Raw genomic sequence first — 24,901 nt, 5'->3', positions numbered from 1 at the left:
GATAATTTGAATAGTAAGAAAGGACGGAAAAAGAATTCTTTTTTTCAACGCATACTTACAATTGTGTTTTTAGGAATCTTTTTCTATTCAATGTATGAGTTGGGCGGGATTTTCATGGATTATTATGAAAATCGTAAAGTAATGGCTGAGGCACAACATATTTATAAAAGAAGTCCAATGGAAGAAAAATCAGAAGATGGAGAGGTACGTAAACAGTTTCAGGATCTCCAGAAAATTAATCCAGAGATAGTCGGATGGATTACGATGGATGATACACAAATTAATTATCCAATCGTTCAAGCAAAAGATAATGATTACTATTTATTTCGTAATTATAAAGGTGAAGATATGAGAGCGGGAAGCATTTTTATGGACCATCGTAATGATGTGAAATCTCAAAATCGAAATACGATTTTATATGGCCATCGTATGAAAGACGGTTCTATGTTTGGTAGTTTAAAAAAGATGTTGGAAGAAGACTTTTTTATGTCTCATCGTAAATTATATTACGATACATTATTTGAAGGATACGACGTGGAAGTTTTTTCAGTATACACGACAACAACGGACTTTTATTACATTGAAACGGATTTTGAAAATGATGCAGCATATACATCGTTCTTAAAGGAAATTCAAGAAAAATCACTGTACAAAACGGATACGGAATTGACGGCTAATGATGAAATCGTAACACTTTCTACTTGTGACTATGCGCTTGATCCAGAGGCTGGAAGGCTAGTTGTACACGCAAAATTAATAAAAAGAAATTAAAGAAAAAAGTATAGAATATGAGAAGTGATAGATAACGCTTCTCATATTCTATACTTTAAAAAAGGACTGTTTTTACTGTGCTGCAGCCATTGGCATACGTACAACTTTTACATCATAGTAAGCAATTTTATTATCAAGAATATATTCTGGCATTCCGCCTTGATGTGAGTGAGCATCTTTAAATGCAGCGCTCTTTGTCCAACCTTGGAAATCTTCTTTTGCATTCCAGCGAGTGCTAATTGTTACTTCATCATAATCAACTGTATTTTGCGTTAAAAGAACTTCTAGACCTAAAAAGCCTGGCATCGTTTCAACTTTACCTACTTTATTAAAACGCTCAATTAATTTATGTCCATTTCCCTTTGTAATTTTAGCTGTATTTGTAACGATAATCATGTTTATTCCTCCTATAAATATAGCCTTTATTTTCGAGAACTCATATACATTAAATGATAATGAAAATCATTATCATTGTCAATGCTAAATGTGAAATATAAAAGTTTTTTATATTATATTGGACAGTAAGATTTCCAGTTCAAAATGTAGTAAATATGTGGCAGTTAAGCGAGAGAATGAGCGAGTTGTACTAGCAAAGCAATAATATGGTATAGTGAAACGAGGCTGTTTTTTCAGTCTCGTTTTTTAAATGCTTCCTGTAGAGAAAGCATGCAAATGGAAAGGAAGTTATTATATGCGATCAGAAGTAACTGTAAAAATAAAACCGAAATTTATAAAAGAAATTAAAAGTGGATATCCGCTTATTTTAAAAGATGCGATTCAAAATTTAAATGATGTTCGTGAAGAAGGAACAATCATTAAAGTAGTAGATGAGAAGAACCAATTTATCGGAAAAGGCTATTATGGAAAACAAAATAAAGGGTACGGCTGGATTTTAACGAGAAAAGAGAGTGAACAAATTAATCAATCTTTCTTTGAAAGTAAAATCAAATCTGCCTTACATAAACGAAAGCAATTTTACAAATCAAGTGATACGACAGCATTCCGTGTGGTGAATGGTGAAGGTGATGGTCTTGGAGGACTAATTATCGATTATTATGATGGCTATTATGTAGTAAGTTGGTATAGTGAAGGGATTTATACTTTCAGAGATGAGATTATAGCCGCTCTTCAAAAAGTAGCAAACTTTAAAGGTATTTATGAGAAAAAGCGTTTTGATACGAAAGGGAAATATATTGAGGGGGATGATTTCGTAGCAGGAGAGCGCGGCGAGTTCCCACTTATCGTAAAAGAGAACGGTGTAAACTTTGCGGTTTATTTAAATGATGGGGCAATGGTTGGGGTATTTTTAGATCAACGTAACGTTCGAAAACAAATTCGTGATAAATATGCAAAAGGAAGAACAGTGTTAAATATGTTCTCTTATACAGGTGCTTTCTCTGTATTTGCAGCTCTTGGCGGAGCGAGTAAAACGACGAGTGTTGACCTTGCAAATCGTAGTTTAAGTAAAACGATTGAGCAGTTTAGTGTAAATGAAGTTGATTATGAAGCGCAAGATATTATTGTAGAAGATGTATTTCTTTACTTCAAATATGCAGCGAAGAAAAAAATGAAATTTGATATGGTCGTACTTGATCCTCCAAGCTTTGCACGCTCAAAAAAATATACATTTAGTGCAGCAAAAGATTATAAAAATTTATTAAAAGAAACAATTGCTATTACAGAAAATAACGGTATTATCGTTGCTTCTACAAACTGTAGCGCATTCGATATGAAAAAGTTTAAAGGCTTTATCGATACAGCCTTTAAAGAAATGAATGGCAAATATAAAATATTAGAAGAACATTCTTTACCAGGAGATTTCCGTACCATTGATCAATTTAAAGAAGGAGACTACTTAAAAGTAGTTTTCATCGAGAAAATTAAAGGTTAATAAAGAAAAGGAGCTCGAGTTTACTTGAGCTCCTTTTCTTATTGAACGATATTTTGTACTCTACCGACTTGTCCGTCCTGCAATCGCACTTTAATGCCATGCGGATGGGAAGGGGAGTTTGTTAAAATATCTTTTACAATTCCACGTGTTAATTTGCCTGTTCGTTGATCTTGTTTTAATACAATATCAACTTCAAGACCGGGGGCGATATTAGAACGTTTTTGTCCGTTCATTTATACACCTGTACGTCTACGTTGGTTGTTTGTTTTCTTTGTTTGTTGGTTTTGTAATTTTTTTGTTTCTTGGCTTTGATTTTTTGCATTTTGACCATTTCCATTTCCTTGCTTTTTCTTAGCAAGTTGTTCACGCATTAAATCAGCTAAGCTTACTTTTTTGTTTTCTGACATGATAAGTCTCCTTTATATAAAGTTAATTATGAACAATCGTAGTGAATTTCATCATATCATTGTTAAGGAAGGAAGGGAAGTTGGTTTGAAAATTCATATAATTGTTTCCAGTCTGTAGTAGTTACGATACAATTGGATTGTTAACGTTTGTAAAAAGGGGATAGACATATGTCACATCATATTTTATTAGTTGAAGATGATATCTCAATTCAAGAGATGGTGGAAAAGTATTTAATAAAGGAAGGCTTTCAAGTTACGATTGCGTCTGATGGAGAAGAAGGCGTGAACACATATTTAAAAGGTTCATTTGATTTGATTATCCTTGACATTATGATGCCAAAGCTAGATGGCTTAGAGGTTGTACGAATCATTCGAGAAAAAAGTGCAGTTCCGATTTTAATGATGTCGGCAAAAGATACAGATGTTGATAAAGCTGTTGGATTAGGACTTGGAGCAGATGATTACATTTGTAAGCCGTTTTCTATGATTGAATTGGCTGCACGTGTAAAAGCAGGTATTCGGAGGTCTACGAAATACTCGGCTACAGAAACAATAGAAAAAATGATTCAAATTGGTGATTTAACAATTGATCCAATTAATTTTACTGTAGAAAAAAACGGGAAGCTTCTCAAACTTACTTTAAAAGAATTTGAGATTTTAAAGCTATTCGTAAAGAACCAAAATCGTGTATTTACGAAAGCGCAAATATATACGTTAGTTTGGAATGAAGAGTATTACGGTGACGATAACGTTATTAATGTTCATATGAGAAGATTGCGTGAGAAAATCGAAAGTGATCCATCTAATCCAGAATATATTAAAACGCTATGGGGCATCGGCTATAAGCTGGAAGTGATGTAATATGATCAATTTGTTAATAGGTATTATTTTTATATTGTTATGTGTTATTTATATGCAATATAAAATGAGAAAAAATAGTAGTAAAAATTTACGATACACATATGAAAAGTTAGAAAGTATTGTAAATGAAAAAACAGGTGAGACGTTACTCGTTATGACAGATGATCTAGAATTGCAAAAATTATTAGTGGCGATTAATCAATTATTAGATGCAAAACAGAAAACGAATGCAGATCATGCAAAAGTAGAAATTTCGATGAGAAAAATGCTTTCAAATATTTCGCATGACTTGAAAACACCACTAACAGTTATTCTTGGATATACAGAAATGTTAAATAAGGATAAAACGATAAATAAAGAAGAACAACAAATATTACTTGAGAAAGTGCATACGAAAACACTAGAAGTGATGGAATTAATTCATAAGTTTTTTGATTTAGCGAAATTAGAATCTGGTGACAAAGCAATTGAAATGACAAAAATAAATATGAATGAAGTTTGCCGCGAGAAGATTTTATCATTTTATGATTTAGTGACGTCGAAAGGTTTTCAAGTTCATATTGATATACCAGAAAGAAATATATATGCACTTGGAAATGTAGAAGTATTAGGTAGGGTATTGAATAATTTAATATCAAATGCAATTACATATGGAGACGATGGAAAGGCACTCGGTATGACGTTAAGAGATGATGACACGGGCGTGTATATAGATGTATGGGATAAAGGAAAAGGGATTGATGAATCTCATATTGATAAAGTGTTTGAGCGTATGTACACACTTGAAGATTCAAGAAATAGATTGTACCAAGGAAGCGGTCTAGGATTAACGATTACGAAACGGCTTGTGGAAGCGATGGACGGAAAAATTCATCTTTCTAGTAAACCGTATGAAAAAACAATTTTTACAATTGCATTAACAAAGATACAGTTTTAGCTTGTAGAGCAGTAGATTCTACAAGCTTTTTTTCAGCGTAAGGAATTTGTAAGAAACGGGTAAGAAAAAAGAGATTTCCGTTGTCTATTATAGAGATATAGAGTATTGCGAAAGGGGAAAGTAACATGACATATATATTAAAAACAAACCAGTTAACGAAAGTGTTTAAAGGGAAAGAAGTTATTTCCGGTGTTAACATGCATGTGAAAAAAGGAGAAATTTACGGTTTTTTAGGACCAAACGGTGCTGGTAAAACAACGATTATGAAAATGATTACAAATTTAATAAAACCGACGAGTGGTGATATTGAAATCTTCGGTGAGAAATTAACAGATACATCTTATGAAGTATTAAAAAGAATGGGGACAATTATTGAATACCCAATCTTTTATGATAAATTAACGGCGAAAGAAAACTTAGACCTACATTGTGAATACATGGGCTACTACGATAAAAATGCAATTGACCATGCTTTACATTTAGTGAAACTACAAGGGGTAGATAATAAAAAAGTAAAAGATTTTTCATTAGGAATGAAACAACGACTCGGTATTGCAAGAGCAATCGTGACAAAGCCAGAATTGCTCATTTTAGATGAACCAATTAACGGTTTAGATCCAATTGGTATTAAAGAGTTACGAGACTTATTTAAAATGCTCTGCAAAGAATATGGCATTACATTATTAGTTTCTAGTCATATTTTAGGTGAAATGGAACTAATGGCCGATACAATTGGTGTGATTCAAAATGGAAAACTAATAAAAGAAGTTTCAATGAAGAGTATTAACGGAAAACAAACAGAGTACATTGAAATCACTGTTCCTGATGTGAAACGTGCAGCTTATATTTTAGAAGATAAACTTGGTATAAAAAACTACAAAATAATGAGTGGAACCATGATTCGTGTGTATGATACGTTAGCGTCTCAGCAGGCCATTTCAAAAGCACTTATTATGAACGATGTGGAAATTGAAAGTATTAATAAGAAACATAGTTCCTTAGAAGAATATTTCTTAAATGTAATGGATGGAGAGGGCATTCATGCTTAATGGATTGTTAGTGAATCTACTAAGTGGATTGATCGTAATGTTCATAAGTGGGATTTTATATTATAGAAAACCTGAGCGGAAATGGTTGTTAATTCTAATAGTAATAGGAATGTTAAGCTTCGTTACTGCTGGAATTAGAATGTTAGCAGCATAAAGACAGTTATATAAAGAATGGAGGAGTGGTTTGTATGCTTAGATTAATGAAGCTCGAATGGAAGAAACATAAATTATCTAGTTACTTTAAAGGGGTAGCAATTTGTATTATAGCAATTTTCGCTGCAGTAAGCCTTATGGCGTTGGGAATGAAAGCCGAGGGAGACGTGCTCTTCTTTGACTTCACGCAACAAATGGTTTTAATAAACACTTTTATTAGGATAACATTCATTATTTTTAGTTCGGTCATTTTATCACGTTTAGTAATTGATGAGTATAAGAACAAAACAATGCAACTACTATTTATGTACCCATTGCAACGAAAAATGCTAATGAGAGCGAAATTAACAATTGTTTTTTGTTTTTGTTTTGTGAGCACGATTATCGCTACTTTCAGTATCAGTTTGCTTGTATATTTTGTGAGTCCAATGATGGGACTGATTGAAACACCAGCTACGATAGGTGAAATAATATCTATCGTTCCAACTACTTTTATAAGTGCATTTATGATATCTGGTATAAGTTTAATTCCTTTATTTTTTGGGATGAGAAAGAAATCGACACCCACAACAATTACTTCTGCAGTAATAATCGGAATGCTAATTAGTAGTAACTTTGGTCCTGGAAACGGTCAAGTAAGTCTGTTTAATTTTATAGCTATCCCAATAGTGCTCTGTTTATTAGGAATTTTCATCAGTTATCTTTCATATCGTAAAATCGACAAGATCGATGTGGCGTGAAGCAAGCTTAAAACAAAAACGAACTGGGGTATGAATAGTGAAAAAAATGATAGTAATTGCAATATTATTCATTACAATTGCTAGTGTAGTTTTTGGTATTAAGGTATTTCAGGGGAAAGATTTTAAGAAAGAAAAGTCTTTTGAGATAAATAATATAAAAGAAATAGAAGTAGACAATGAAAACTGGAATCTTGAATTTAAAAATACAGACGCTAATAAAATAGTAATTTCCGCTCAAGGTGAACAAGCAGATAAAGAGATAGATCCCGTCAAAATAGAAAATGATGAAAATAAAATTGTGATTAAGCAAAAACAAAAGATGAACAGATTTTTTAATGGTTTCACGTTTAGGAAGAAAAATAGTATATCTATAGCTATTCCGAAGAAAGAAATAGATAAAATTGTAGTAAATAATAAATCGGGTGATGTGAAAATAAGAGATATAGTAGTAAAAAATATCATGACAAAAGGCAAGTCTGGAGATGAAATGATTACAGGACTATCAGCCGAGAAAGGTGAATTTATATCGCAAAGTGGAGAGTTAGTTTTAAAAGGTAGTTCAGTACAAGAATTAAATATAAAGTCTACGACTGGTGATAACTATATAACAAATGTAAGTAACTCAAATATGAACATCACATCAACATCTGGGGAAGTATTACTGAAAGATATGACAGAAGGAAAATCATTATTTATAGAAACAAAATCAGGTGATATTGGCGTACGGTATAAAGGTGTCCCTGCATCATTGAAGCTTATGGCTAAAAGTAATTCGGCTGACGTAATAGTGGATTTAAAAGGACTTAAGAAAGATAAAAATACAGACAAAATAAAAGTAGGAACGATTGGTGATGCAAAAAATGAAGCGAAGATTTTAAGTGAAACAGGAGTCATTTATATTGATTAAGTCCAAGGAGGAAGGAGGAATATCATGCTACGTCTTATGAAGTTAGAATTGAAGAAGTTTAAGTTTGGATGGTATGTGAGGGGAGCAGTTATTGCAAATATTATTATACTGGCATTATTAATCTTTGTTAGTTTCATTGCACAAATAGAAGGAGATCCAGAAATAAGAGATCCGCAGATGATTTTGTTAATGGCTAGTACAGTAGTAAGAGCAACATTTATTATTTTTGGTAGTGTATTAATAGCAAGGTTAATAATTGACGAATATAAAAATAAAACAATACTACTCATGTTTTCTTATCCCATTAATCGAAAGAAAATGATGGCTAGTAAGTTGGCTATTACAGCGATAGTAACATTTATAACAGTTATTGTATCTAACATTTTAGTAGTAGGAATTTTCTTTGGGATAGATAGTTGTTTTTCAATTATTCCTCATTCATTCACAGTAGATCAATTGGTGCAAGAAGGAATAAAACTAGTTCCTTTAGCCATTGCAACTGCGGGGATGAGTTTAATCCCATTATATTTCGGAATGCGTAAACGTTCAGTGCCAACTACAATTGTTTCATCTCTTATCGTTGTCTCAATTGCAATGAATACCAACCCAGAGTTTCCTACAGCAACTTTACTTCCCCTTCAACTAGCATTGGCGGCAATTGGAGTTGTGATTGCATATTACGGCATTAAAAATATAGAGAAGGAAGATATAACTGTATGAAAAGAATAAGAAAAAGAGTTGGCGTTACACCAACTCTTTTTTGTATATGTATGTTTCGGTACTACTCTGTAAATTTAGAGTGTGTGCTTAAATACTTTTGCACTCCTGGAGAAATGTTAAAGTTATTAGGACTTTTATATTCGATAGTAAACTCTCCGTCTCCACTTGTTTCAAAGGCGATTGCATAGCTATTCATTTTAGCATCGTAAGAAGTGTTTTTGACTTCTGCATCTAGATTAAAATATTTTGTAATATATTCTTTTGATTCCGTAATTGCTGCTTGTTTTCCCCAAGGGGTACCATAATAGGTGAAATAAAGAGATACACTAATAACTCCAATAATAGAAGTTAATAAAATAGTGCCCATAGCTATTTTTTTATTCTTTGTATTCAATTTGGTTACTCCTCTTCATAGTATGTATTCATTTTAACCTATCTTTTCCATAAAACAACTATTAAGAAAAAATAGTTTCACATGAAACAAGTTACAGAAAAAGACAAGATATGTAAACATCTTGTCTTTTTTGTCGTTACATTTTAGGAGCTTCCATTCCAGCCGCAGCCCATTCTTCTTTTGCGGGGCCATATACGCCAGGAACTGTTAAGCCAGCTTGTCGCATTAAAACCGTCATTTGTCCGCGGTGGTGATTTTGATGATTAATGAGTGTCATTAAAAATATAGAATTCGGCATAGGGCGACCAAAGAAGTCATTAATAGTAGCTAAGTCTTTATCAGTCCATTTACTTTGAAGTGTTTCAACAAAAGCCGCGTTTACTTTACGGTATTCATCTGCAATTGTTTTTGCAGAAGTTGGAACAGGATAATCTTTCGTTTCTCCTTCAAACTTTAGCCCTGTGCCAGATAGTATCACAGGAACTGCCGTCACGATGTGCCAAGCAATTCTTCCTAACGTCCAGTGCCCAGGTGCAATTTCCTGTGATAAAGATGCATCGGTTAATGAATCAAGCATTTTCTGAGTAGACTCAGCCTCGTATGTCCATGATTGTAAAAAGCCTTCAATTGTTTGGTACATAGTTATCCCTCCTATTTTTGTTCATAGATTAAATTCGTGAGAGATAATATAATCCCTGTTCCACAAGAAATAATTAATTAAGCATTGCTACAATATGAAAACAATTAGAAAATATTTGTAAAAGTGTCAGGAAACGAATGTGCTCATTCGTATATATAATGAATAAAGAATGGGATAAAGAGTGGTGATAAGGGTGAAGGATATAGAAATAGTAGAAGGTCTTCGAAAACAAGATATGTTAGCATTACATACAGCGATTGATCGATATGGAGATTTAATTTATAAGGTAGTTCATAGTATTTTAGATACGGCACATAGTAAGGTGTTAGTGGATGAATGTGTTGACGATATTTTATTAATCGTTTGGTACAACATTAGTAGTTATGATGAAAATCGTGGGAAGTTTAGAAACTGGCTTATATCTGTCGCTAAGTTTAAAGCCATTGATTATAAACGAAAAAGTAATAAGGCTTATCAATTACAAGAGTTTCAGCAAGAAAGATATGAAGATAGAAAAAATGTCAATTTAACAAAAGAAGAGAGAGATTATAATTTTTACGTTTTAATTAAAGAATTGAATGAAGAAGATAAGAAAATTTTTATAAAAAGGTATTTAGATGAATATAGCGTACAAGAAATAGCGCTTGAATTCGGTATGACACGAGATACGGTATATAGCAGGCTGTCAAGAGGGAGAAAGAAATTGAAGAAGCTGTTGGGGGGGGAAAAGGAATGAATAAAGAAAAGTTACTTCAGGAATTAAATAACTTACAGTATAGCGATAATTTTGTAGATGATTATAGAAATGATGAGAAAATAGATAAAACGAAAATAGATCGTACAAAAGAAACTGTAACCAAAACAATTTTAATGAAACGTTGTTATGAGGTTGTACAAGAAGAGTTACAGGGAAGCGAAGAGATTTTATATAGTATGCTTGCCGAAAATCATCATGTGAAAAATTGGCAGACAGGCACAGCCATGACATTAGGGGTAGGCGTTCTTGCAATGAACTTCGGTATTAATAATGTGTTAATCGTTACAAATAAACGGTTGTATGTGTTTTTTATGGATCGTTATTATAATGAAGTTGATTTAAAGGTATGTGTATTGAATGAAGTAGCTTATATGAAAACAATATTAGACCGTAAAGGTGGAAGCGAGTTTCTGCATATAAAGTATAAAAATGATAAGGAATACGTATTATTGGGAAATGCTGATGATTACAGAGAGTTATTTCAAATAGTAGGTAGGTTGAAAATAGCAAATGGAATAGAATTGAGATTACAAGATAAGAAATTAAAGAGAAAGTTAACTTTAAAACGAAGTGTATTCAATATAATCATGTATTCACTTGTTATATATATTATGTACAAAGCCTATATTAATTTTCTGCCATAATAGGAAAAGACGGCTTCACATATATGAAGTCGTCTTTTAATTAACTTTCTTCCCACTTTTCCTCATCAACCATAAGAAATAAGGTGTTCCAAGTATAGCAACTTTTTTCGCCGGTTTATCTAATTTTGTTTCCCCTTCAGTATGTTTAATTGTTATAGTTTGCTTTTTATCTTCTATCGTTGTTACCTTTTTCTCCTCTTTTTTGCTGTCCGCATTCAACAGCGAATAGAAGAACAACCATGAAAATACTAAGAATTTTCTTCATCTTCTTTCCCAAAATAAGTTTTTTATTCGTAATTATATTTTTAAAATTTTGCTGAAAAATAACGAATTATACGAATATCGTTATGTAAGATTAAAATCCATATGTGTATGAAGAATTTAGAAAAGGAATTTCATTTAACTAGAGAGGCGAAAGTACAAGCAAAAGGAGATAGTATCGCATGTAATAATTATTAGAATGTACGGGATAAATCTATATTTATCTCCACTGAATAAAGCTTTCGGTCTGATTTGATAAATGTTTTTTAATTTCTTACTTGTACTTATAAGATTGAATTTGAAGGAAGGAATCAACATGTCTTCATGGCTCAATAATACAAATGGATATTGTAGTTGTAATAATCAAAATGGTGTACATGTTGATTCGTGTTGTTTTAGTTGTGATGGGACAGTCCCTAAGCTTGGTCCAACAGGTCCAACAGGTCCAATGGGTTCAACAGGTCCAACGGGAGCAACCGGTTCAACAGGATCAACGGGTTCAACCGGTCCGACGGGTTCAACCGGTTCAACAGGTCCGACGGGAGCAACAGGTCCAACGGGATCAACGGGTTCAACGGGTTCAACAGGAGCAACAGGTCCGACGGGTTCAACAGGTCCGACGGGAGCAACAGGAGCAACCGGTTCAACAGGATCAACGGGAGCAACAGGCCCAATGGGAGCGACAGGAATAACGGGAGTAACAGGTCCAACGGGAGCGACAGGAATAACGGGAGTAACAGGAATAACGGGAGTAACAGGTCCAACGGGAGCAACCGGTCCGACGGGTTCAACCGGTCCGACGGGAGCAACAGGAGCAACAGGAGCAACAGGTCCAACGGGTTCAACCGGTCCGACGGGTTCAACCGGTTCAACAGGTCCAACAGGAGCGACAGGTTCAACAGGAGCAACAGGTTCAACCGGTCCGACGGGATCAACAGGTCCGACGGGAGCAACAGGTCCAACAGGATCGACGGGAGCAACAGGTCCAACGGGTTCAACAGGATCAACAGGTCCGACGGGAGCAACAGGATCAACGGGTTCAACAGGTCCAACCGGAGCAACAGGTACAAGTATCACGGCGACATATGCATTTGCAAATAATACGTCGGGAACAGCGATATCTGTAGTTCTTGGTGGAACGAATGTCCCGCTTCCAAATAATCAAAACATCGGTCCAGGAATTACTGTTTCTGGTGGAAACACAGTATTTACGGTTGCAAATGCTGGTAATTATTATATTTCATATACAATTAATATAACGGCTTCATTATTAGTCAGTTCACGGATTACAATTAATGGAGGGGCACTTGCTGGGACGATTAATGCTCCTGCGGTAGCAACCACATCATTTAGTGCAACAATCATTACAACTCTCGCAGCAGGAGATGCTATTAGCTTGCAATTATTTGGTTTGTTAGCTGTCGCAACATTATCAACAACTACTCCAGGAGCAGTGTTAACGATAATAAGATTAAGTTAAACTATAACTCTCTTACTCTTTTAAGATTAAGAGAGTTTCTACACATAATAAGAAGTTAATGAAGTAAAGCATAGTTATACAAAAGTCAGAATATTATGATTGTAACGCTATGGTGACTATAATATAATGAAAATAACCATCATGAATGAACATTCATTTATTTTTATGTATTTGAAGGGGGAATGAAGGTGGAAAAACCATGGTTGAAAAGTTATCCAGAGGAAATTCCGAGTACGATTTCTTATGATATTCAGCCGCTTCATAGATATGTAGAACAGATGGCTTCTCGCTACCCAGAAAAGAAAGCGCTTCACTTTTTAGGGAAGGATATTACGTTTTCGGACTTCCATGATAAGGTGAAGAGGTTTGCAAATTATCTTCAAAAGCTCGGTGTGGAAAAGGGTGATCGAGTTGCTATTATGTTGCCGAATTGTCCGCAAGCTGTAATTGGTTATTACGGCACATTACTTGCGGGAGGTATCGTAGTACAAACAAATCCACTGTATACAGAGAGAGAATTAGAATATCAGCTTCATGACTCGGGAGCAAAAGTAATTCTTTGTCTCGATTTAGTGTTTCCAAGAGTAACGAATGTTCAATCTGCTACAAAAATTGAGCATATTATCGTAACTCGTATTGCGGACTTTTTACCATTCCCTAAAAATCTATTGTATCCATTTGTGCAGAAAAAACAGTCAAATTTAGTTGTGAAAGTATCAGAGAGTGAAACGATTCATCTTTGGAATTCAGTAGAAAAAGAAGTGAATACGGATGTTGAGGAGCCTTGTGATCCTGAAAATGATCTAGCTCTTTTACAGTACACAGGAGGAACAACCGGATTTCCGAAAGGCGTTATGTTAACGCATAAAAACCTCGTCTCTAACACGTTAATGGGAGTTCAATGGTTATATAATTGCAAAGAAGGAGAAGAAGTCGTTCTTGGGGTTCTTCCATTTTTCCACGTGTACGGCATGACGGCTGTTATGAATTTGAGTGTTATGCAAGGATACAAAATGGTCCTTATTCCAAAGTTTGATATGAAAATGGTTTTTGAAGCGATTAAGAAGCATAAAGTGACACTATTTCCAGGGGCACCAACTATTTATATCGCTCTTTTAAATAGCCCACTTTTAAAAGAATACGATATTTCTTCTATTCGTGCTTGTATTAGTGGATCAGCACCACTGCCAGTAGAAGTACAGGAAAAGTTCGAAACAGTTACAGGTGGTAAACTAGTAGAGGGATATGGTTTAACAGAATCCTCTCCAGTTACACATAGTAATTTTTTATGGGAAAAGCGAGTGCCAGGTAGCATTGGAGTTCCGTGGCCAGATACAGAAGCAATCATTATGTCACTTGAGACTGGTGAGGCATTACCGCCAGGAGAAATAGGGGAAATTGTAGTGAAAGGTCCTCAAATTATGAAAGGATACTGGAATAAGCCAGAGGAAACAGCGGCTGTATTGCAAGATGGCTGGCTCCATACAGGTGATGTTGGCTACATGGATGAAGATGGATTTTTCTATGTAAAAGATCGCAAGAAAGATATGATTGTCGCGAGTGGATTTAATGTGTATCCTCGTGAAGTTGAAGAAGTATTATATGAGCATGAAAAAGTGCAAGAAGTAGTGACAATTGGAGTTCCAGATCCGTACCGAGGAGAGACAGTTAAAGCATTTGTTGTGTTAAAAGAAGGTACGGAGTGCTCTGAGGAAGAATTAAATCAGTTTGCACGTAAATATTTAGCGGCTTATAAAGTGCCGAAAGTATATGAGTTTAGAGATGAATTGCCGAAAACGACAGTAGGGAAAATTTTGCGCCGTGTTCTAATAGATGAAGAGAAGAGAAAGAATGAGGATGAGCAAACGGGCTAAGGCCCTTTCTTTTTGAAAAAATAGGATTGACACTTTTCTAAATAGTCAGTATTATAAGAATATGAATGACTATTCATTCAGTCATCTTCTTGAAGGGGACAGTAAAGTGAAGAAAAATAGACCGAAATACAATCAAATTATTGATGCGGCAGTCATTGTGATTGCGGAGAATGGGTACCACCAAGCGCAAGTTTCTAAAATCGCAAAGCAAGCTGGGGTAGCTGATGGCACGATTTATTTATATTTTAAAAATAAAGAAGATATATTAATATCCTTATTCCAAGAGAAGATGGGAGAATTTGTCGAAACAATTCGTCAAAAAACAGCAGGAATTGAAAGCGCTGTATCGAAGTTATTCATGTTGGTAGAAACGCACTTCTTGCTGTTGTCGCAAAATGATCCTCTTGCTATCGTTACACAATTAGAGCTGAGGCAGTCCAATCAAGACTTGCGCCTTAAAATAAATGAAGTATTAAAAGGCTACTTACAAGTTATGGATGAGATTTTAGAGACTGGTATAAAACAAGGTGAATTTCAAGCAGATTTAAATGTTCGCGTGGCAAGACAAATGATCTTTGGAACAGTGGATGAAGTTGTGACCAATTGGGTAATGAGCGATCATAAGTATGATCTGGTCGCACTTTCAAAAACGGTACACGGGCTACTTATTGCAGCTTGTGGTTATCGTCAATAATGGGAGGGATCATGTTGAAATTCCTATCTGTAAGAGTTGAAGATCATATCGCGGTGGCGACGTTAAATCACGCACCAGCGAATGCGATGTCTTCACAAGTTATGCATGACGTTACTGAATTAATTGATCAAGTGGAAAAGGATGATAACATTCGTGTTGTTGTTATTCATGGTGAAGGACGTTTCTTCTCAGCGGGAGCAGATATTAAAGAATTTACATCTGTTACTGAAGCGAAGCAAGCAACAGAATTAGCACAGCTTGGACAAGTTACGTTTGAGCGTGTTGAAAAATGTTCAAAACCAGTTATTGCGGCAATTCATGGAGCGGCACTGGGCGGCGGCCTTGAGTTTGCTATGTCTTGCCACATGCGCTTTGCAACTGAAAGTGCAAAACTTGGTTTACCTGAATTAACACTTGGATTAATTCCTGGCTTTGCAGGTACACAGCGCTTACCACGTTATGTTGGGAAAGCGAAAGCTTGTGAAATGATGTTAACAAGCACACCAATTACTGGTGCAGAAGCATTAAAGTGGGGACTTGTTAACGGATTGTTCTCTGAAGAATCTCTTTTAGATGATACGCTTAAAGTTGCAAAACAAATTGCTGGAAAAAGTCCAGCAACAACTCGTGCTGTACTAGAGTTATTGCAAACGACAAAATCGTCTCATTACTATGAAGGTGTACAACGTGAATCACAGATTTTTGGTGAAGTATTTACGAGTGAAGATGGAAGAGAAGGTGTAGCTGCATTTTTAGAAAAGCGTAAACCTTCATTTAGTGGCAGGTAGTTCAATTATTTTTTTAATATAAATTAACAGAAAATTAAAATTGATAGAATCTTTCTGAAAAACAAGGGGGTAAATGGAATGAACATCTACGTACTCATGAAACGAACATTTGATACAGAAGAAAAAATCGTAATTAAAAACGGTGCAATTTACGATGGCGAAGCGGAATTCATCATCAACCCTTACGATGAATATGCAATTGAAGAAGCAATTCAAGTAAGAGACGCACAAGGTGGAGAAGTTACAGTTGTAACAGTCGGTGGCGAAGATAGTGAGAAAGAACTTCGTACTGCATTAGCAATGGGCTGTGATAAAGCTGTATTAATTAATATTGAAGATGACGTAGAAAATGGTGACCAGTTCACGACAGCAAAAGTGCTTGCTGAATATTTAAAAGATAAAGATGCAGATTTAATTTTAGGCGGAAACGTTGCAATTGATGGTGCATCTGGACAAGTAGGACCACGCGTAGCTGAAGCGTTAAATATTCCGTATGTAACGACAATTACAAAACTTGAAATTGACGGTACAAATGTGAAGATTGAGCGTGATGTTGAAGGTGATACAGAAGTGATTGCAACTTCATTACCAGTTTTAGTAACAGCACAGCAAGGTTTAAATGAACCGCGTTACCCATCGCTTCCAGGTATTATGAAAGCGAAGAAAAAGCCGCTAGAAGAATTAGAATTAGATGATTTAGATTTAGAAGAAGATGATGTGGAAGCAAAGACAAAAACAATTGAAATCTATTTGCCTCCTAAGAAAGATGCAGGAAAAGTGTTACAAGGCGAGCTGCAAGATCAAGTAAAAGAACTTGTATCGTTGCTCCATACAGAAGCGAAAGTAATCTAATAAAATACGAAATTATATATGCAGGAGGGAAAATCTATGGCTCGTAAAGTATTAGTAATGGGTGAAGTTCGTGATGGATCGCTACGTAACGTTTCTTTTGAAGCGGTAGCAGCAGCAAAAACAATTGCAGAAGGCGGTGAAGTAGTAGGTCTTCTAATTGGAGACAGCGTTGCCTCTTTTGCAAATGAATTGATTCATTACGGTGCAGATCGCGTTGTGACAGTTGAAAATGATAAATTAAAATCATATACATCTGATGGTTATGCACAAGCGTTTTTAGCTGTACATGCTGAAGAAAATCCAGAAGGTATTGTCTTTGGACATACAGCACTTGGCAAAGATTTATCACCAAAATTAGCAGCGAAGCTTGAAGCTGGTTTAATTTCTGACGTAACTGCTTTAGAGGTTGAAGGTGGAAATGTTATCTTCACTCGTCCAATTTACTCTGGTAAAGCATTCGAGAAGAAGATTGTAACAGACGGCATGTTATTTGCGACAGTGCGTCCAAATAACATTGCAACTCTGGAAAAAGATGAGTCTCGCAGCGGTGACGTATCTTCTATTACAGTTGATGTGAAAGATTTACGTACAATCATTCAAGATGTTGTCCGTAAAACGGCAGAAGGTGTGGATCTTTCTGAAGCGAAAGTTATTATCGCTGGTGGACGCGGTGTGAAGAGTGAAGAAGGCTTTAAACCATTAAAAGAGTTAGCTGACGTACTAGGCGGCGCTGTTGGGGCATCTCGTGGTGCTTGTGACGCTGAATACTGTGATTACTCATTACAAATTGGTCAAACTGGTAAAGTTGTTACCCCAGACTTATACATTGCATGTGGTATTTCTGGTGCGATTCAGCATTTAGCAGGTATGTCTAACTCAAAAATAATCGTTGCGATTAATAAAGATCCAGAAGCAAGTATCTTTAAAGTAGCTGACTACGGTATTGTCGGTGACTTATTCGAAGTTGTACCTCTTTTAACAGAAGAGTTTAAAAAGTTAAAAGTACATTCATGATTTTAGTACCCTTGAGTTCCAAGTGAAGTACCCCTATATATAGAAAAAGGTGAGAGATCCCCTGTCTCTCATCTTTTTAGTATTTAATCCGTATTTTTATATAGTATAAAGGAACATTTTTTTGTTACAATACATAACGATACATATTATTCGCCACGTATATAAGTTAATGATATACTCTTGGTAGAATATACTTGAAGGAGGAAATAAAATGGCAATTGTAAACGCAAATGACCAAAGCTTCGCAGCTGAAACTAGCGAAGGTGTTGTATTATTAGATTTCTGGGCACCTTGGTGTGGACCTTGTAAAATGATCGCTCCTGTATTAGAGGAAATCGATGCAGAACTAGGCGAAAAAGTAAAAGTAGTAAAAGTAGACGTTGATGAAAACCAAGAAACTGCTCGTCAATTCGAAGTAATGAGCATTCCAGCTCTTTTCGTATTAAAAGACGGTAAAGTAGTTGATCAAGCGTTAGGTTATAAACCGAAAGAAGCGTTAGTAGAATTAGTTTCTAAACACTTCTAAAATAAAAAAAGCTACCATTTGGTAGCTTTTTTTATTTTCTTTTTTATAGTCTTTCCGTTACAATAAAAGAACGTATGTTGGGTGTTTGGGCATAGTATGTTTTCAAGGGAAAATAAAAATGCTAAGTATGTAGAAATGGAGGGAGACGAGTGCACGAACATTTGAAAGAGAAGTTGGCTATTTTACCAGATCAACCTGGTTGTTATTTGATGAAAGATAAGCAAGGAACGGTTATATATGTCGGAAAGGCAAAAGTGCTTAAAAATCGTGTGCGCTCGTACTTTACTGGTTCACATGATGGGAAAACACTGCGGCTTGTAGGAGAAATTGTTGATTTTGAATATATTGTAACTTCTTCGAATTTAGAAGCACTTATTTTAGAGTTAAATCTAATTAAAAAATATGATCCGAAATATAATATTCAATTAAAAGATGATAAAACATATCCTTTTATTAAAATTACAGCGGAGAAGCAACCTCGCTTACTCATTACTCGAAACGTAAAAAAAGATAAAGGGAAATATTTTGGTCCTTATCCAAATGCACAATCTGCTCATGAAACGAAAAAACTGCTAGATCGTATGTATCCACTTCGGAAATGCACGAATATGCCAGATAAAGTTTGTTTGTATTATCATATGGGTCAATGTTTAGCGCCTTGTGTGAAAGAAGTGACGGAAGAACAAAATAAAGAAATTGTAGATGAAATTATTAAGTTTTTAAATGGTGGACATAAAGAAGTTCGTTCAGAACTAGAAATAAAAATGTATGAGGCCTCAGAGAAACTAGAGTTTGAACGTGCAAAAGAGTTGCGTGATCAAATTGCTCATATTGATGCGATTATGGAAAAGCAAAAGATGATTATGAGTGACTTAGTGGATCGTGATGTGTTTGGATATGCAGTGGATAAAGGATGGATGTGTGTTCAAGTTTTCTTCGTTCGAAAAGGAAAGCTAATTGAACGTGATGTTTCTATGTTTCCAATTTACGATGAACCAGAAGAGGGTTTTTTAACGTTTATCGGCCAATTTTATGAAAACAGTAGTCATTTTAAGCCGAAGGAAATTGTCGTTCCAGGAAGTATAGACTCGGAATTAGTAGAGCGCTTTTTAGAAGTGGAAGCGACGCAGCCGAAACGTGGTAAGAAAAAAGACCTTGTAGAATTGGCAAATAAAAATGCGAAGATTGCTCTTGAAGAGAAGTTTTACTTAATTGAACGTGATGAAGAACGAACGATTAAAGCGGTAGATCATTTAGGGAAGCAGCTTGGGATTGAAACGCCATATCGTATTGAAGCGTTTGATAACTCAAATATTCAAGGAACAAATCCCGTTTCTGCAATGATTGCTTTTATCGATGGGAAACCGGCGAAGAAAGAGTATCGAAAATATAAAATTAAAACGGTTCAAGGACCAGATGATTATGAGTCTATGAGAGAAGTTGTGAGGCGCCGTTATACAAGGGCGCTTAAAGAAAATTCACCTTTACCTGATTTGATTATTATTGATGGAGGAAAAGGCCATCTAGCGGCTGCAAGTGATATTTTAGAGAATGAGCTCGGATTATATATTCCGATGGCAGGTCTTGTAAAAGATGATAAACATAAAACCTCCCATTTAATTATTGGGGATCCACCGGAACCTGTGATGCTTGAGAGAAATAGCCAAGAATTTTATTTATTGCAGCGTATTCAAGATGAGGTGCATCGATTTGCGATTACATTCCATCGTCAATTACACGGGAAATCTGTCATTCAATCAGCATTGGATGATATTCCAGGAATCGGTGATAAACGGAAAAAGGTATTGTTAAAACATTTTGGTTCATTAAAGAAGATGAAAGAAGCTTCTATAGAGGAATTTGTCGAAGCGGGTATGCCGAAAAATGTCGCGGAGACGATTTATACGTATTTAACAGATAAGAAGACGTTGTAGTTTACAACGTCTTCTGTTTTTTGATATAATTTCTGAAGATTTAAAATAAATGCATCTGAATGAAAATACAAAAAAGTCAACTAAACTGATATGTCTAGTTGACTGTAGGTAATGCTTACACTTCAATGAGATCTTTTATATCCCATTTTACAAGAAATGTAATAGAGTCAGAACGTTTTTTCTTTTCTTCGTATGACTCTGCAACGACGTTCCGTTGCTTTTGGATTTGTTCAGCGATGAATCCGGCTTCTAGTTGATAAGAAGAATGTCGTTTTTGTTTTTGACGTTCTGCGATGAGTGTGCCTTTAAGTTGGAACTGCATTTCACGACGCTTATGTTCAACAATGCTTAAAGTGCCCCAGCCAGCCTTTTCAAAGAACTGAATGACTTCTTCAATTGTTTCTAGCGGATATTTTCTTGCAAGGTTTCTACCAGACCAGTATAAAATACCATCTAAATCGTTGCCGATTAAATCAGGTAGTAATTCTTCACGTAGCAATTCATAAGCGAAGGCGTTCAATGAAACATCTTCTAAAGATGTTGTATCGATTGTATTTTTACTCACAATATTCCCCTCTTTCTATAGGGATTATTATATAACATTTCACATTTATAAAAACAGATTTTTCTTTAGGAAAATCTGAATATATAAGAAGAAAAAAAGAATTGGCAAATTATATGCAAATTATGTATACGTTTTCTTGACGCTTCGACAAAAATAGGAGTAAAATGAACTTGGTATCAAATTATGCTGAAATATTTCGAATAATTTTTTCAGTTTTTCTTATGCCAATAGTGAAAAAACATTATTGTCATAAACTAATCTGAAAACAGCAGTCAAACATTCAAGGGGGGTAATGGGGACATGAAAGGCCGCGAGTATACGTTTCGTAAGTGGCACTCATTAATGGGGGTCATCCCGGTTGGTGTCTTTTTGACGCAACATTTAATTGTAAACAACTTTGCAACACGAGGAGCAGAGGCTTTTAACAAAGCTGCAGGCTTTATGGAGCTCCTTCCATTCCGGTATGCGCTAGAAATTTTCATCATCTTTTTACCGATACTGTACCATGCTATATATGGCTTATATATTGCATTTACAGCTAAGAACAATGCGGTTTCTTACGGTTATTTCCGTAACTGGATGTTCGTTTTCCAAAGAATTTCAGGTATCGTTACGCTGATCTTCATTTCTTGGCACGTCTGGGAAACTCGTATTCAAGCAATGTTAGGTAAAGAGGTAAACTATGATATGATGGCAGATATTTTAAACAATCCAGCTATGTTTGCATTCTACTTAGTTGGTGTTGTTTCAACAATTTTCCACTTTGCAAATGGACTATGGACATTCTGCATCAGCTGGGGAATTACAGTATCTCCACGTTCACAAAGAATCTCTACTTATGTAACATTAGCTATTTTCTTAGGTTTATCTTATGTAGGTGTGAGTGCATTATTAGCGTTCATCGATCCACAGCTAGCAAACCAGTAAGGAGTGGGAGAGCATGAAAGGGAAACTTATAGTAGTCGGCGGTGGCTTGGCTGGCTTAATGGCAACGATTAAAGCGGCAGAAGCAGGAGTAAATGTTGAACTGTTTTCTTTAGTACCAGTAAAACGTTCACATTCTGTATGTGCTCAGGGCGGAATTAACGGTGCCGTAAATACGAAAGGTGAAGGGGATTCTCCATGGATCCACTTTGACGATACAATTTATGGTGGGGACTTCTTAGCGAACCAACCACCAGTTAAAGCAATGTGTGAAGCAGCACCTGGTATCATTCATTTAATGGACCGTATGGGTGTTATGTTCAACCGTACGGAAGAAGGACTTCTTGATTTCCGTCGATTTGGTGGAACGCAACATCACCGTACAGCATTTGCTGGTGCAACAACTGGACAGCAATTACTTTACGCATTAGATGAGCAAGTACGTCGTCACGAAGTAGCAGGACTTGTAACGAAATATGAAGGTTGGGATTTCTTACGAGCTGTTGTTGATGATGAAGGTGTGTGCCGAGGAATCGTTGCACAAGACTTACAAACTATGGAGATTAGAAGTTTCGGAGCAGATGCCGTGATTATGGCAACAGGGGGCCCTGGTATCATTTTCGGAAAATCAACAAACTCCATTATCAATACAGGTACAGCAGCTTCTGCTGTATATCAACAAGGCGCATATTATGCAAACGGTGAGTTCATTCAAATTCACCCAACGGCAATTCCTGGAGACGATAAATTACGTCTTATGAGTGAATCTGCACGTGGTGAAGGTGGACGTGTTTGGACATATAAAGATGGTAAACCATGGTACTTCTTAGAAGAAAAATATCCGGCTTACGGAAACCTTGTACCTCGTGACATCGCAACGCGTGAAATCTTTGATGTTTGCGTAGAGCAAAAACTAGGTATTAACGGTGAAAACATGGTGTACTTAGATCTTTCTCATAAAGATCCAAAAGAACTAGATATTAAACTAGGTGGAATTATTGAAATCTATGAGAAATTTACAGGGGATGATCCTCGTAAACTACCGATGAAAATCTTCCCAGCTGTTCACTATTCAATGGGCGGACTATGGGTTGATTATAAACAGATGACAAATATTCCAGGTTTATTTGCAGCAGGTGAGTGTGATTATTCTATGCACGGTGGTAACCGTCTTGGTGCAAACTCACTATTATCAGCAATTTATGGTGGTATGGTAGCAGGACCAAACGCAATTGAGTATATGAAAGGTCTTTCTAAATCATCTGATGCTGTTTCATCTACTGTATATGAGCAAAATGAATTAATCGAAACAGAGAAATTTAACAATATTTTAACGATGGATGGTAACGAAAATGCGTATGTTCTTCATAAAGAGCTTGGAGAATGGATGACAGATAACGTTACAGTAGTTCGTGAAAATAAAAAATTATTAGAAACAGATGCGAAAATTGAAGAATTAATGGCTCGTTACAAACGTATTAACATTAACGATACAGCAAGATGGAGTAACCAAGGTGCTTCATTTACACGCCAACTTGCAAATATGTTTGAGTTAGCACGTGTTATTACAATTGGCGCATATAACCGTAATGAGAGCCGTGGGGCGCATTACAAACCTGAATTCCCAAATCGTGATGATGCAAACTTCTTAAAAACTACGATGGCAAAATTTGAGGGAGAAGGAAATGCACCAGCATTCCATTACGAGGACGTTGATATTTCGTTAATTAAACCACGTAAACGTGATTATTCTTCAAAACACGATGTAGCTGCTAAGGGTGAAGAGAAGGGGGATAAACAACATGTCTGAGAAAACAATCCGCCTCATCATTACGAGACAAGACGGGCCAGATGCGCAAGCGTTTGACCAAGAGTTTGAAATTCCATATCGTCCGAATATGAATATTATCTCAGCACTTATGGAAATCCGTCGTAATCCTGTTGATTCAAAAGGGAACCAAACAACTCCGATTGCATGGGATATGAACTGCTTAGAGGAAGTATGTGGTGCATGTTCGATGGTGATTAACGGAAAACCACGTCAATCATGTACGGCACTTATCGATCAATTAGAGCAACCAATTCGCTTAAAACCGATGAAGACATTCCCGGTTGTACGTGACTTGCAAGTTGATCGTAGTCGCATGTTTAATGCTCTAAAACGCGTTAAAGCGTGGATTCCAATTGATGGTACGTATGACCTAGGTCCAGGACCAAGAATGCCTGAGAAAAAGCGTCAATGGGCTTATGAGCTTTCAAAATGCATGACATGTGGTGTTTGCTTAGAATCATGTCCAAACGTAAACAGTAAGTCTGACTTTATTGGACCAGCACCGTTATCACAAGCTCGCTTATTCAACTCACATCCAACGGGTGAAATGCATAAAGCAGATCGCTTACGTGCAATTATGGGAGATGGAGGACTAGCAAACTGTGGTAACTCTCAAAACTGTGTGCAATCATGTCCGAAGGGTATTCCTTTAACAACTTCAATTGCGGCATTAAACCGTGATACAACAATTCAATCGTTCAAAGATTTCTTTGGTAGCGATAATAACTATTAATAAATATTGCCTCTTCATATCGAAGAGGCAATATTTATAACTTTATTTTTCTGTTTATTCTGTTTATTTAAAGGTGAAAAGGGGAGATAACAATGAAGAGGATTTCTTATATTGAAGACTTTGAGCAATGGGAAAGTGGTTTTTCGTTTTACAACCCTGTAAAGGTTCGTTTTGGTGAAGTAGATATGTTTGGACATGTAAATAATGTCGTTGCTTTTACTTATTTTGAAGAAGCTCGTATTGCGTTGTTTAAAGAACTTGGATTTATGCAAGAGTGGACACATGCATCATCAGAAACGATGATCGTTGTTGCGGATTTACAATGTAATTTTATTAAGCAAATATATTTTGATGAACTGCTGAAGGTGTATGTAAAGGCAGGATCGGTCGGGAATTCTTCTTTAGATTTACATTATATGGTGAAGAATGCAGCAGGAGAGGTTTGTTTAGTAGGTCGTGGAATGATGGTTCAAGCGTCGAAAAAAACAGGAAGAGGCGAACCATGGCCTGAAGAATGGAAGAAGAAATTACTACAATAATAGAGTGAAAGAAAA

The 24,901-nt window shown here is 35.8% G+C and carries 29 protein-coding genes and 1 pseudogene; 23 read left to right on the top strand and 7 right to left on the bottom strand.

The window, feature by feature from the left end:
- Window positions 1-6: 6 nt before the first annotated feature.
- On the top strand, window positions 7-771 hold the full coding sequence (gene srtB, locus HFD78_RS08400; protein ID WP_001086124.1) for a class B sortase: 765 nt from the start codon (window positions 7-9) through the stop codon (window positions 769-771).
- A 72-nt stretch (window positions 772-843) separates the two neighbouring features.
- Here srtB and isdG read toward each other — a convergent pair whose 3' ends face one another.
- Window positions 844-1,167, bottom strand: a complete 324-nt coding sequence (gene isdG, locus HFD78_RS08395) for a heme oxygenase (RefSeq protein ID WP_000587818.1) — start codon at window positions 1,165-1,167, stop codon at window positions 844-846.
- 295 nt (window positions 1,168-1,462) lie between these two features.
- Here isdG and HFD78_RS08390 point away from each other — a divergent pair, with 295 nt between their 5' ends.
- A complete protein-coding gene (locus HFD78_RS08390) occupies window positions 1,463-2,662 on the top strand; it encodes a class I SAM-dependent rRNA methyltransferase (RefSeq protein ID WP_001255972.1) in 1,200 nt (399 codons plus the stop codon).
- A 38-nt stretch (window positions 2,663-2,700) separates the two neighbouring features.
- Here the strand turns inward: HFD78_RS08390 and HFD78_RS08385 are convergent, their stop codons facing one another.
- Window positions 2,701-2,895: a YwbE family protein gene (locus tag HFD78_RS08385; RefSeq protein ID WP_001014310.1), complete on the bottom strand. Its 195-nt coding sequence runs from the start codon at window positions 2,893-2,895 to the stop codon at window positions 2,701-2,703.
- Entirely contained in the window at window positions 2,896-3,069 is a 174-nt protein-coding gene (locus HFD78_RS08380) for a hypothetical protein (protein WP_001293578.1), read from the bottom strand.
- Window positions 3,070-3,237: 168 nt separating this feature from the next.
- On the opposite strand from HFD78_RS08380, the gene HFD78_RS08375 reads away from it, so the two are divergent.
- The 7 genes from HFD78_RS08375 (at window position 3,238) to HFD78_RS08345 (ending at window position 8,436) form a co-directional block, all read left to right on the top strand.
- Window positions 3,238-3,930: a response regulator transcription factor gene (locus HFD78_RS08375; RefSeq protein WP_000018028.1), complete on the top strand. Its 693-nt coding sequence runs from the start codon at window positions 3,238-3,240 to the stop codon at window positions 3,928-3,930.
- A 1-nt stretch (window position 3,931) separates the two neighbouring features.
- The gene (locus HFD78_RS08370) at window positions 3,932-4,867 is read left to right on the top strand and encodes a HAMP domain-containing histidine kinase (RefSeq protein ID WP_000609139.1); all 936 of its coding nucleotides are present in this window, start codon (window positions 3,932-3,934) and stop codon (window positions 4,865-4,867) included.
- Between the two features lie 125 nt (window positions 4,868-4,992).
- Window positions 4,993-5,916: an ABC transporter ATP-binding protein gene (locus HFD78_RS08365; RefSeq protein WP_000221066.1), complete on the top strand. Its 924-nt coding sequence runs from the start codon at window positions 4,993-4,995 to the stop codon at window positions 5,914-5,916.
- On the top strand, window positions 5,909-6,070 hold the full coding sequence (locus HFD78_RS08360; RefSeq protein ID WP_000931763.1) for a hypothetical protein: 162 nt from the start codon (window positions 5,909-5,911) through the stop codon (window positions 6,068-6,070). The genes HFD78_RS08365 and HFD78_RS08360 overlap by 8 nt, the downstream gene beginning before the upstream one ends.
- 34 nt (window positions 6,071-6,104) lie before the next feature.
- Window positions 6,105-6,809: an ABC transporter permease gene (locus HFD78_RS08355; protein ID WP_000945211.1), complete on the top strand. Its 705-nt coding sequence runs from the start codon at window positions 6,105-6,107 to the stop codon at window positions 6,807-6,809.
- Window positions 6,810-6,846: 37 nt separating this feature from the next.
- Window positions 6,847-7,716, top strand: coding sequence for a DUF4097 family beta strand repeat-containing protein (locus HFD78_RS08350; RefSeq protein WP_000738286.1), 870 nt, complete (start codon window positions 6,847-6,849; stop codon window positions 7,714-7,716).
- 24 nt (window positions 7,717-7,740) lie between these two features.
- Window positions 7,741-8,436 carry an ABC transporter permease gene (locus HFD78_RS08345; protein ID WP_000945178.1) on the top strand — a complete coding sequence of 232 codons (696 nt, stop codon included), beginning with the start codon at window positions 7,741-7,743 and terminating at the stop codon, window positions 8,434-8,436.
- A gap of 61 nt (window positions 8,437-8,497) precedes the next feature.
- On the opposite strand, the gene HFD78_RS08340 is transcribed toward HFD78_RS08345, so the two are convergent.
- Window positions 8,498-8,830 carry a YfjL-like protein gene (locus HFD78_RS08340; protein WP_001093293.1) on the bottom strand — a complete coding sequence of 111 codons (333 nt, stop codon included), beginning with the start codon at window positions 8,828-8,830 and terminating at the stop codon, window positions 8,498-8,500.
- A gap of 136 nt (window positions 8,831-8,966) precedes the next feature.
- Window positions 8,967-9,470 (bottom strand): DinB family protein, encoded by a 504-nt coding sequence (locus HFD78_RS08335; RefSeq protein ID WP_000284977.1) that lies wholly within the window; start codon window positions 9,468-9,470, stop codon window positions 8,967-8,969.
- Window positions 9,471-9,654: 184 nt separating this feature from the next.
- Here HFD78_RS08335 and HFD78_RS08330 point away from each other — a divergent pair, with 184 nt between their 5' ends.
- Both HFD78_RS08330 and HFD78_RS08325 read left to right on the top strand, forming a co-directional pair.
- Window positions 9,655-10,206 (top strand): sigma-70 family RNA polymerase sigma factor, encoded by a 552-nt coding sequence (locus HFD78_RS08330; RefSeq protein ID WP_080002104.1) that lies wholly within the window; start codon window positions 9,655-9,657, stop codon window positions 10,204-10,206.
- Window positions 10,203-10,871, top strand: a complete 669-nt coding sequence (locus HFD78_RS08325; RefSeq protein ID WP_001031138.1) for a hypothetical protein — start codon at window positions 10,203-10,205, stop codon at window positions 10,869-10,871. Before HFD78_RS08330 ends, HFD78_RS08325 begins: the two co-directional genes overlap by 4 nt.
- 78 nt (window positions 10,872-10,949) lie before the next feature.
- Here the strand turns inward: HFD78_RS08325 and HFD78_RS08320 are convergent.
- Window positions 10,950-11,136 (bottom strand): annotated as a pseudogene (locus HFD78_RS08320) (ABC transporter substrate-binding protein); the annotation flags it as partial.
- Window positions 11,137-11,448: 312 nt separating this feature from the next.
- Here HFD78_RS08320 and HFD78_RS08315 point away from each other — a divergent pair.
- The 8 genes from HFD78_RS08315 (at window position 11,449) to uvrC (ending at window position 20,294) form a co-directional block, all read left to right on the top strand.
- Entirely contained in the window at window positions 11,449-12,612 is a 1,164-nt protein-coding gene (locus HFD78_RS08315; protein WP_191968061.1) for a BclA C-terminal domain-containing protein, read from the top strand.
- Window positions 12,613-12,800: 188 nt separating this feature from the next.
- On the top strand, window positions 12,801-14,486 hold the full coding sequence (locus HFD78_RS08310) for a long-chain-fatty-acid--CoA ligase (RefSeq protein WP_000414742.1): 1,686 nt from the start codon (window positions 12,801-12,803) through the stop codon (window positions 14,484-14,486).
- A gap of 106 nt (window positions 14,487-14,592) precedes the next feature.
- A complete protein-coding gene (locus HFD78_RS08305) occupies window positions 14,593-15,180 on the top strand; it encodes a TetR/AcrR family transcriptional regulator (RefSeq protein ID WP_000742223.1) in 588 nt (195 codons plus the stop codon).
- Window positions 15,181-15,191: 11 nt separating this feature from the next.
- Window positions 15,192-15,968: an enoyl-CoA hydratase gene (locus HFD78_RS08300; RefSeq protein WP_000911292.1), complete on the top strand. Its 777-nt coding sequence runs from the start codon at window positions 15,192-15,194 to the stop codon at window positions 15,966-15,968.
- A gap of 78 nt (window positions 15,969-16,046) precedes the next feature.
- A complete protein-coding gene (etfB, locus tag HFD78_RS08295) occupies window positions 16,047-16,820 on the top strand; it encodes an electron transfer flavoprotein subunit beta (protein WP_001029028.1) in 774 nt (257 codons plus the stop codon).
- A 36-nt stretch (window positions 16,821-16,856) separates the two neighbouring features.
- Window positions 16,857-17,834, top strand: a complete 978-nt coding sequence (gene etfA, locus HFD78_RS08290) for an electron transfer flavoprotein subunit alpha (RefSeq protein ID WP_000101944.1) — start codon at window positions 16,857-16,859, stop codon at window positions 17,832-17,834.
- A gap of 211 nt (window positions 17,835-18,045) precedes the next feature.
- On the top strand, window positions 18,046-18,360 hold the full coding sequence (trxA, locus tag HFD78_RS08285; protein WP_001018943.1) for a thioredoxin: 315 nt from the start codon (window positions 18,046-18,048) through the stop codon (window positions 18,358-18,360).
- A 149-nt stretch (window positions 18,361-18,509) separates the two neighbouring features.
- On the top strand, window positions 18,510-20,294 hold the full coding sequence (gene uvrC, locus HFD78_RS08280) for an excinuclease ABC subunit C (RefSeq protein WP_000544296.1): 1,785 nt from the start codon (window positions 18,510-18,512) through the stop codon (window positions 20,292-20,294).
- A 115-nt stretch (window positions 20,295-20,409) separates the two neighbouring features.
- Here uvrC and HFD78_RS08275 read toward each other — a convergent pair whose 3' ends face one another.
- Window positions 20,410-20,859 carry a YslB family protein gene (locus HFD78_RS08275; protein ID WP_000042226.1) on the bottom strand — a complete coding sequence of 150 codons (450 nt, stop codon included), beginning with the start codon at window positions 20,857-20,859 and terminating at the stop codon, window positions 20,410-20,412.
- A gap of 300 nt (window positions 20,860-21,159) precedes the next feature.
- Here HFD78_RS08275 and sdhC point away from each other — a divergent pair, with 300 nt between their 5' ends.
- The 4 genes from sdhC (at window position 21,160) to HFD78_RS08255 (ending at window position 24,886) form a co-directional block, all read left to right on the top strand.
- The gene (gene sdhC, locus HFD78_RS08270; protein WP_000678354.1) at window positions 21,160-21,786 is read left to right on the top strand and encodes a succinate dehydrogenase cytochrome B558; all 627 of its coding nucleotides are present in this window, start codon (window positions 21,160-21,162) and stop codon (window positions 21,784-21,786) included.
- Window positions 21,787-21,799: 13 nt separating this feature from the next.
- Window positions 21,800-23,593, top strand: a complete 1,794-nt coding sequence (sdhA, locus tag HFD78_RS08265) for a succinate dehydrogenase flavoprotein subunit (RefSeq protein WP_000676750.1) — start codon at window positions 21,800-21,802, stop codon at window positions 23,591-23,593.
- Entirely contained in the window at window positions 23,586-24,347 is a 762-nt protein-coding gene (gene sdhB, locus HFD78_RS08260) for a succinate dehydrogenase iron-sulfur subunit (RefSeq protein WP_001291827.1), read from the top strand. The genes sdhA and sdhB overlap by 8 nt, the downstream gene beginning before the upstream one ends.
- A gap of 92 nt (window positions 24,348-24,439) precedes the next feature.
- A complete protein-coding gene (locus HFD78_RS08255; protein WP_098204820.1) occupies window positions 24,440-24,886 on the top strand; it encodes an acyl-CoA thioesterase in 447 nt (148 codons plus the stop codon).
- Window positions 24,887-24,901: the final 15 nt, after the last annotated feature.

Source organism: Bacillus sp. EKM501B (assembly GCF_011800505.1).
In the GTDB taxonomy this organism is placed as follows: Bacteria; Bacillota; Bacilli; order Bacillales; family Bacillaceae_G; genus Bacillus_A; species Bacillus_A cereus.
The sequence above is the reverse complement of the archived record's forward strand: the minus strand, read 5'-3'. Positions and strand labels throughout refer to the sequence as shown.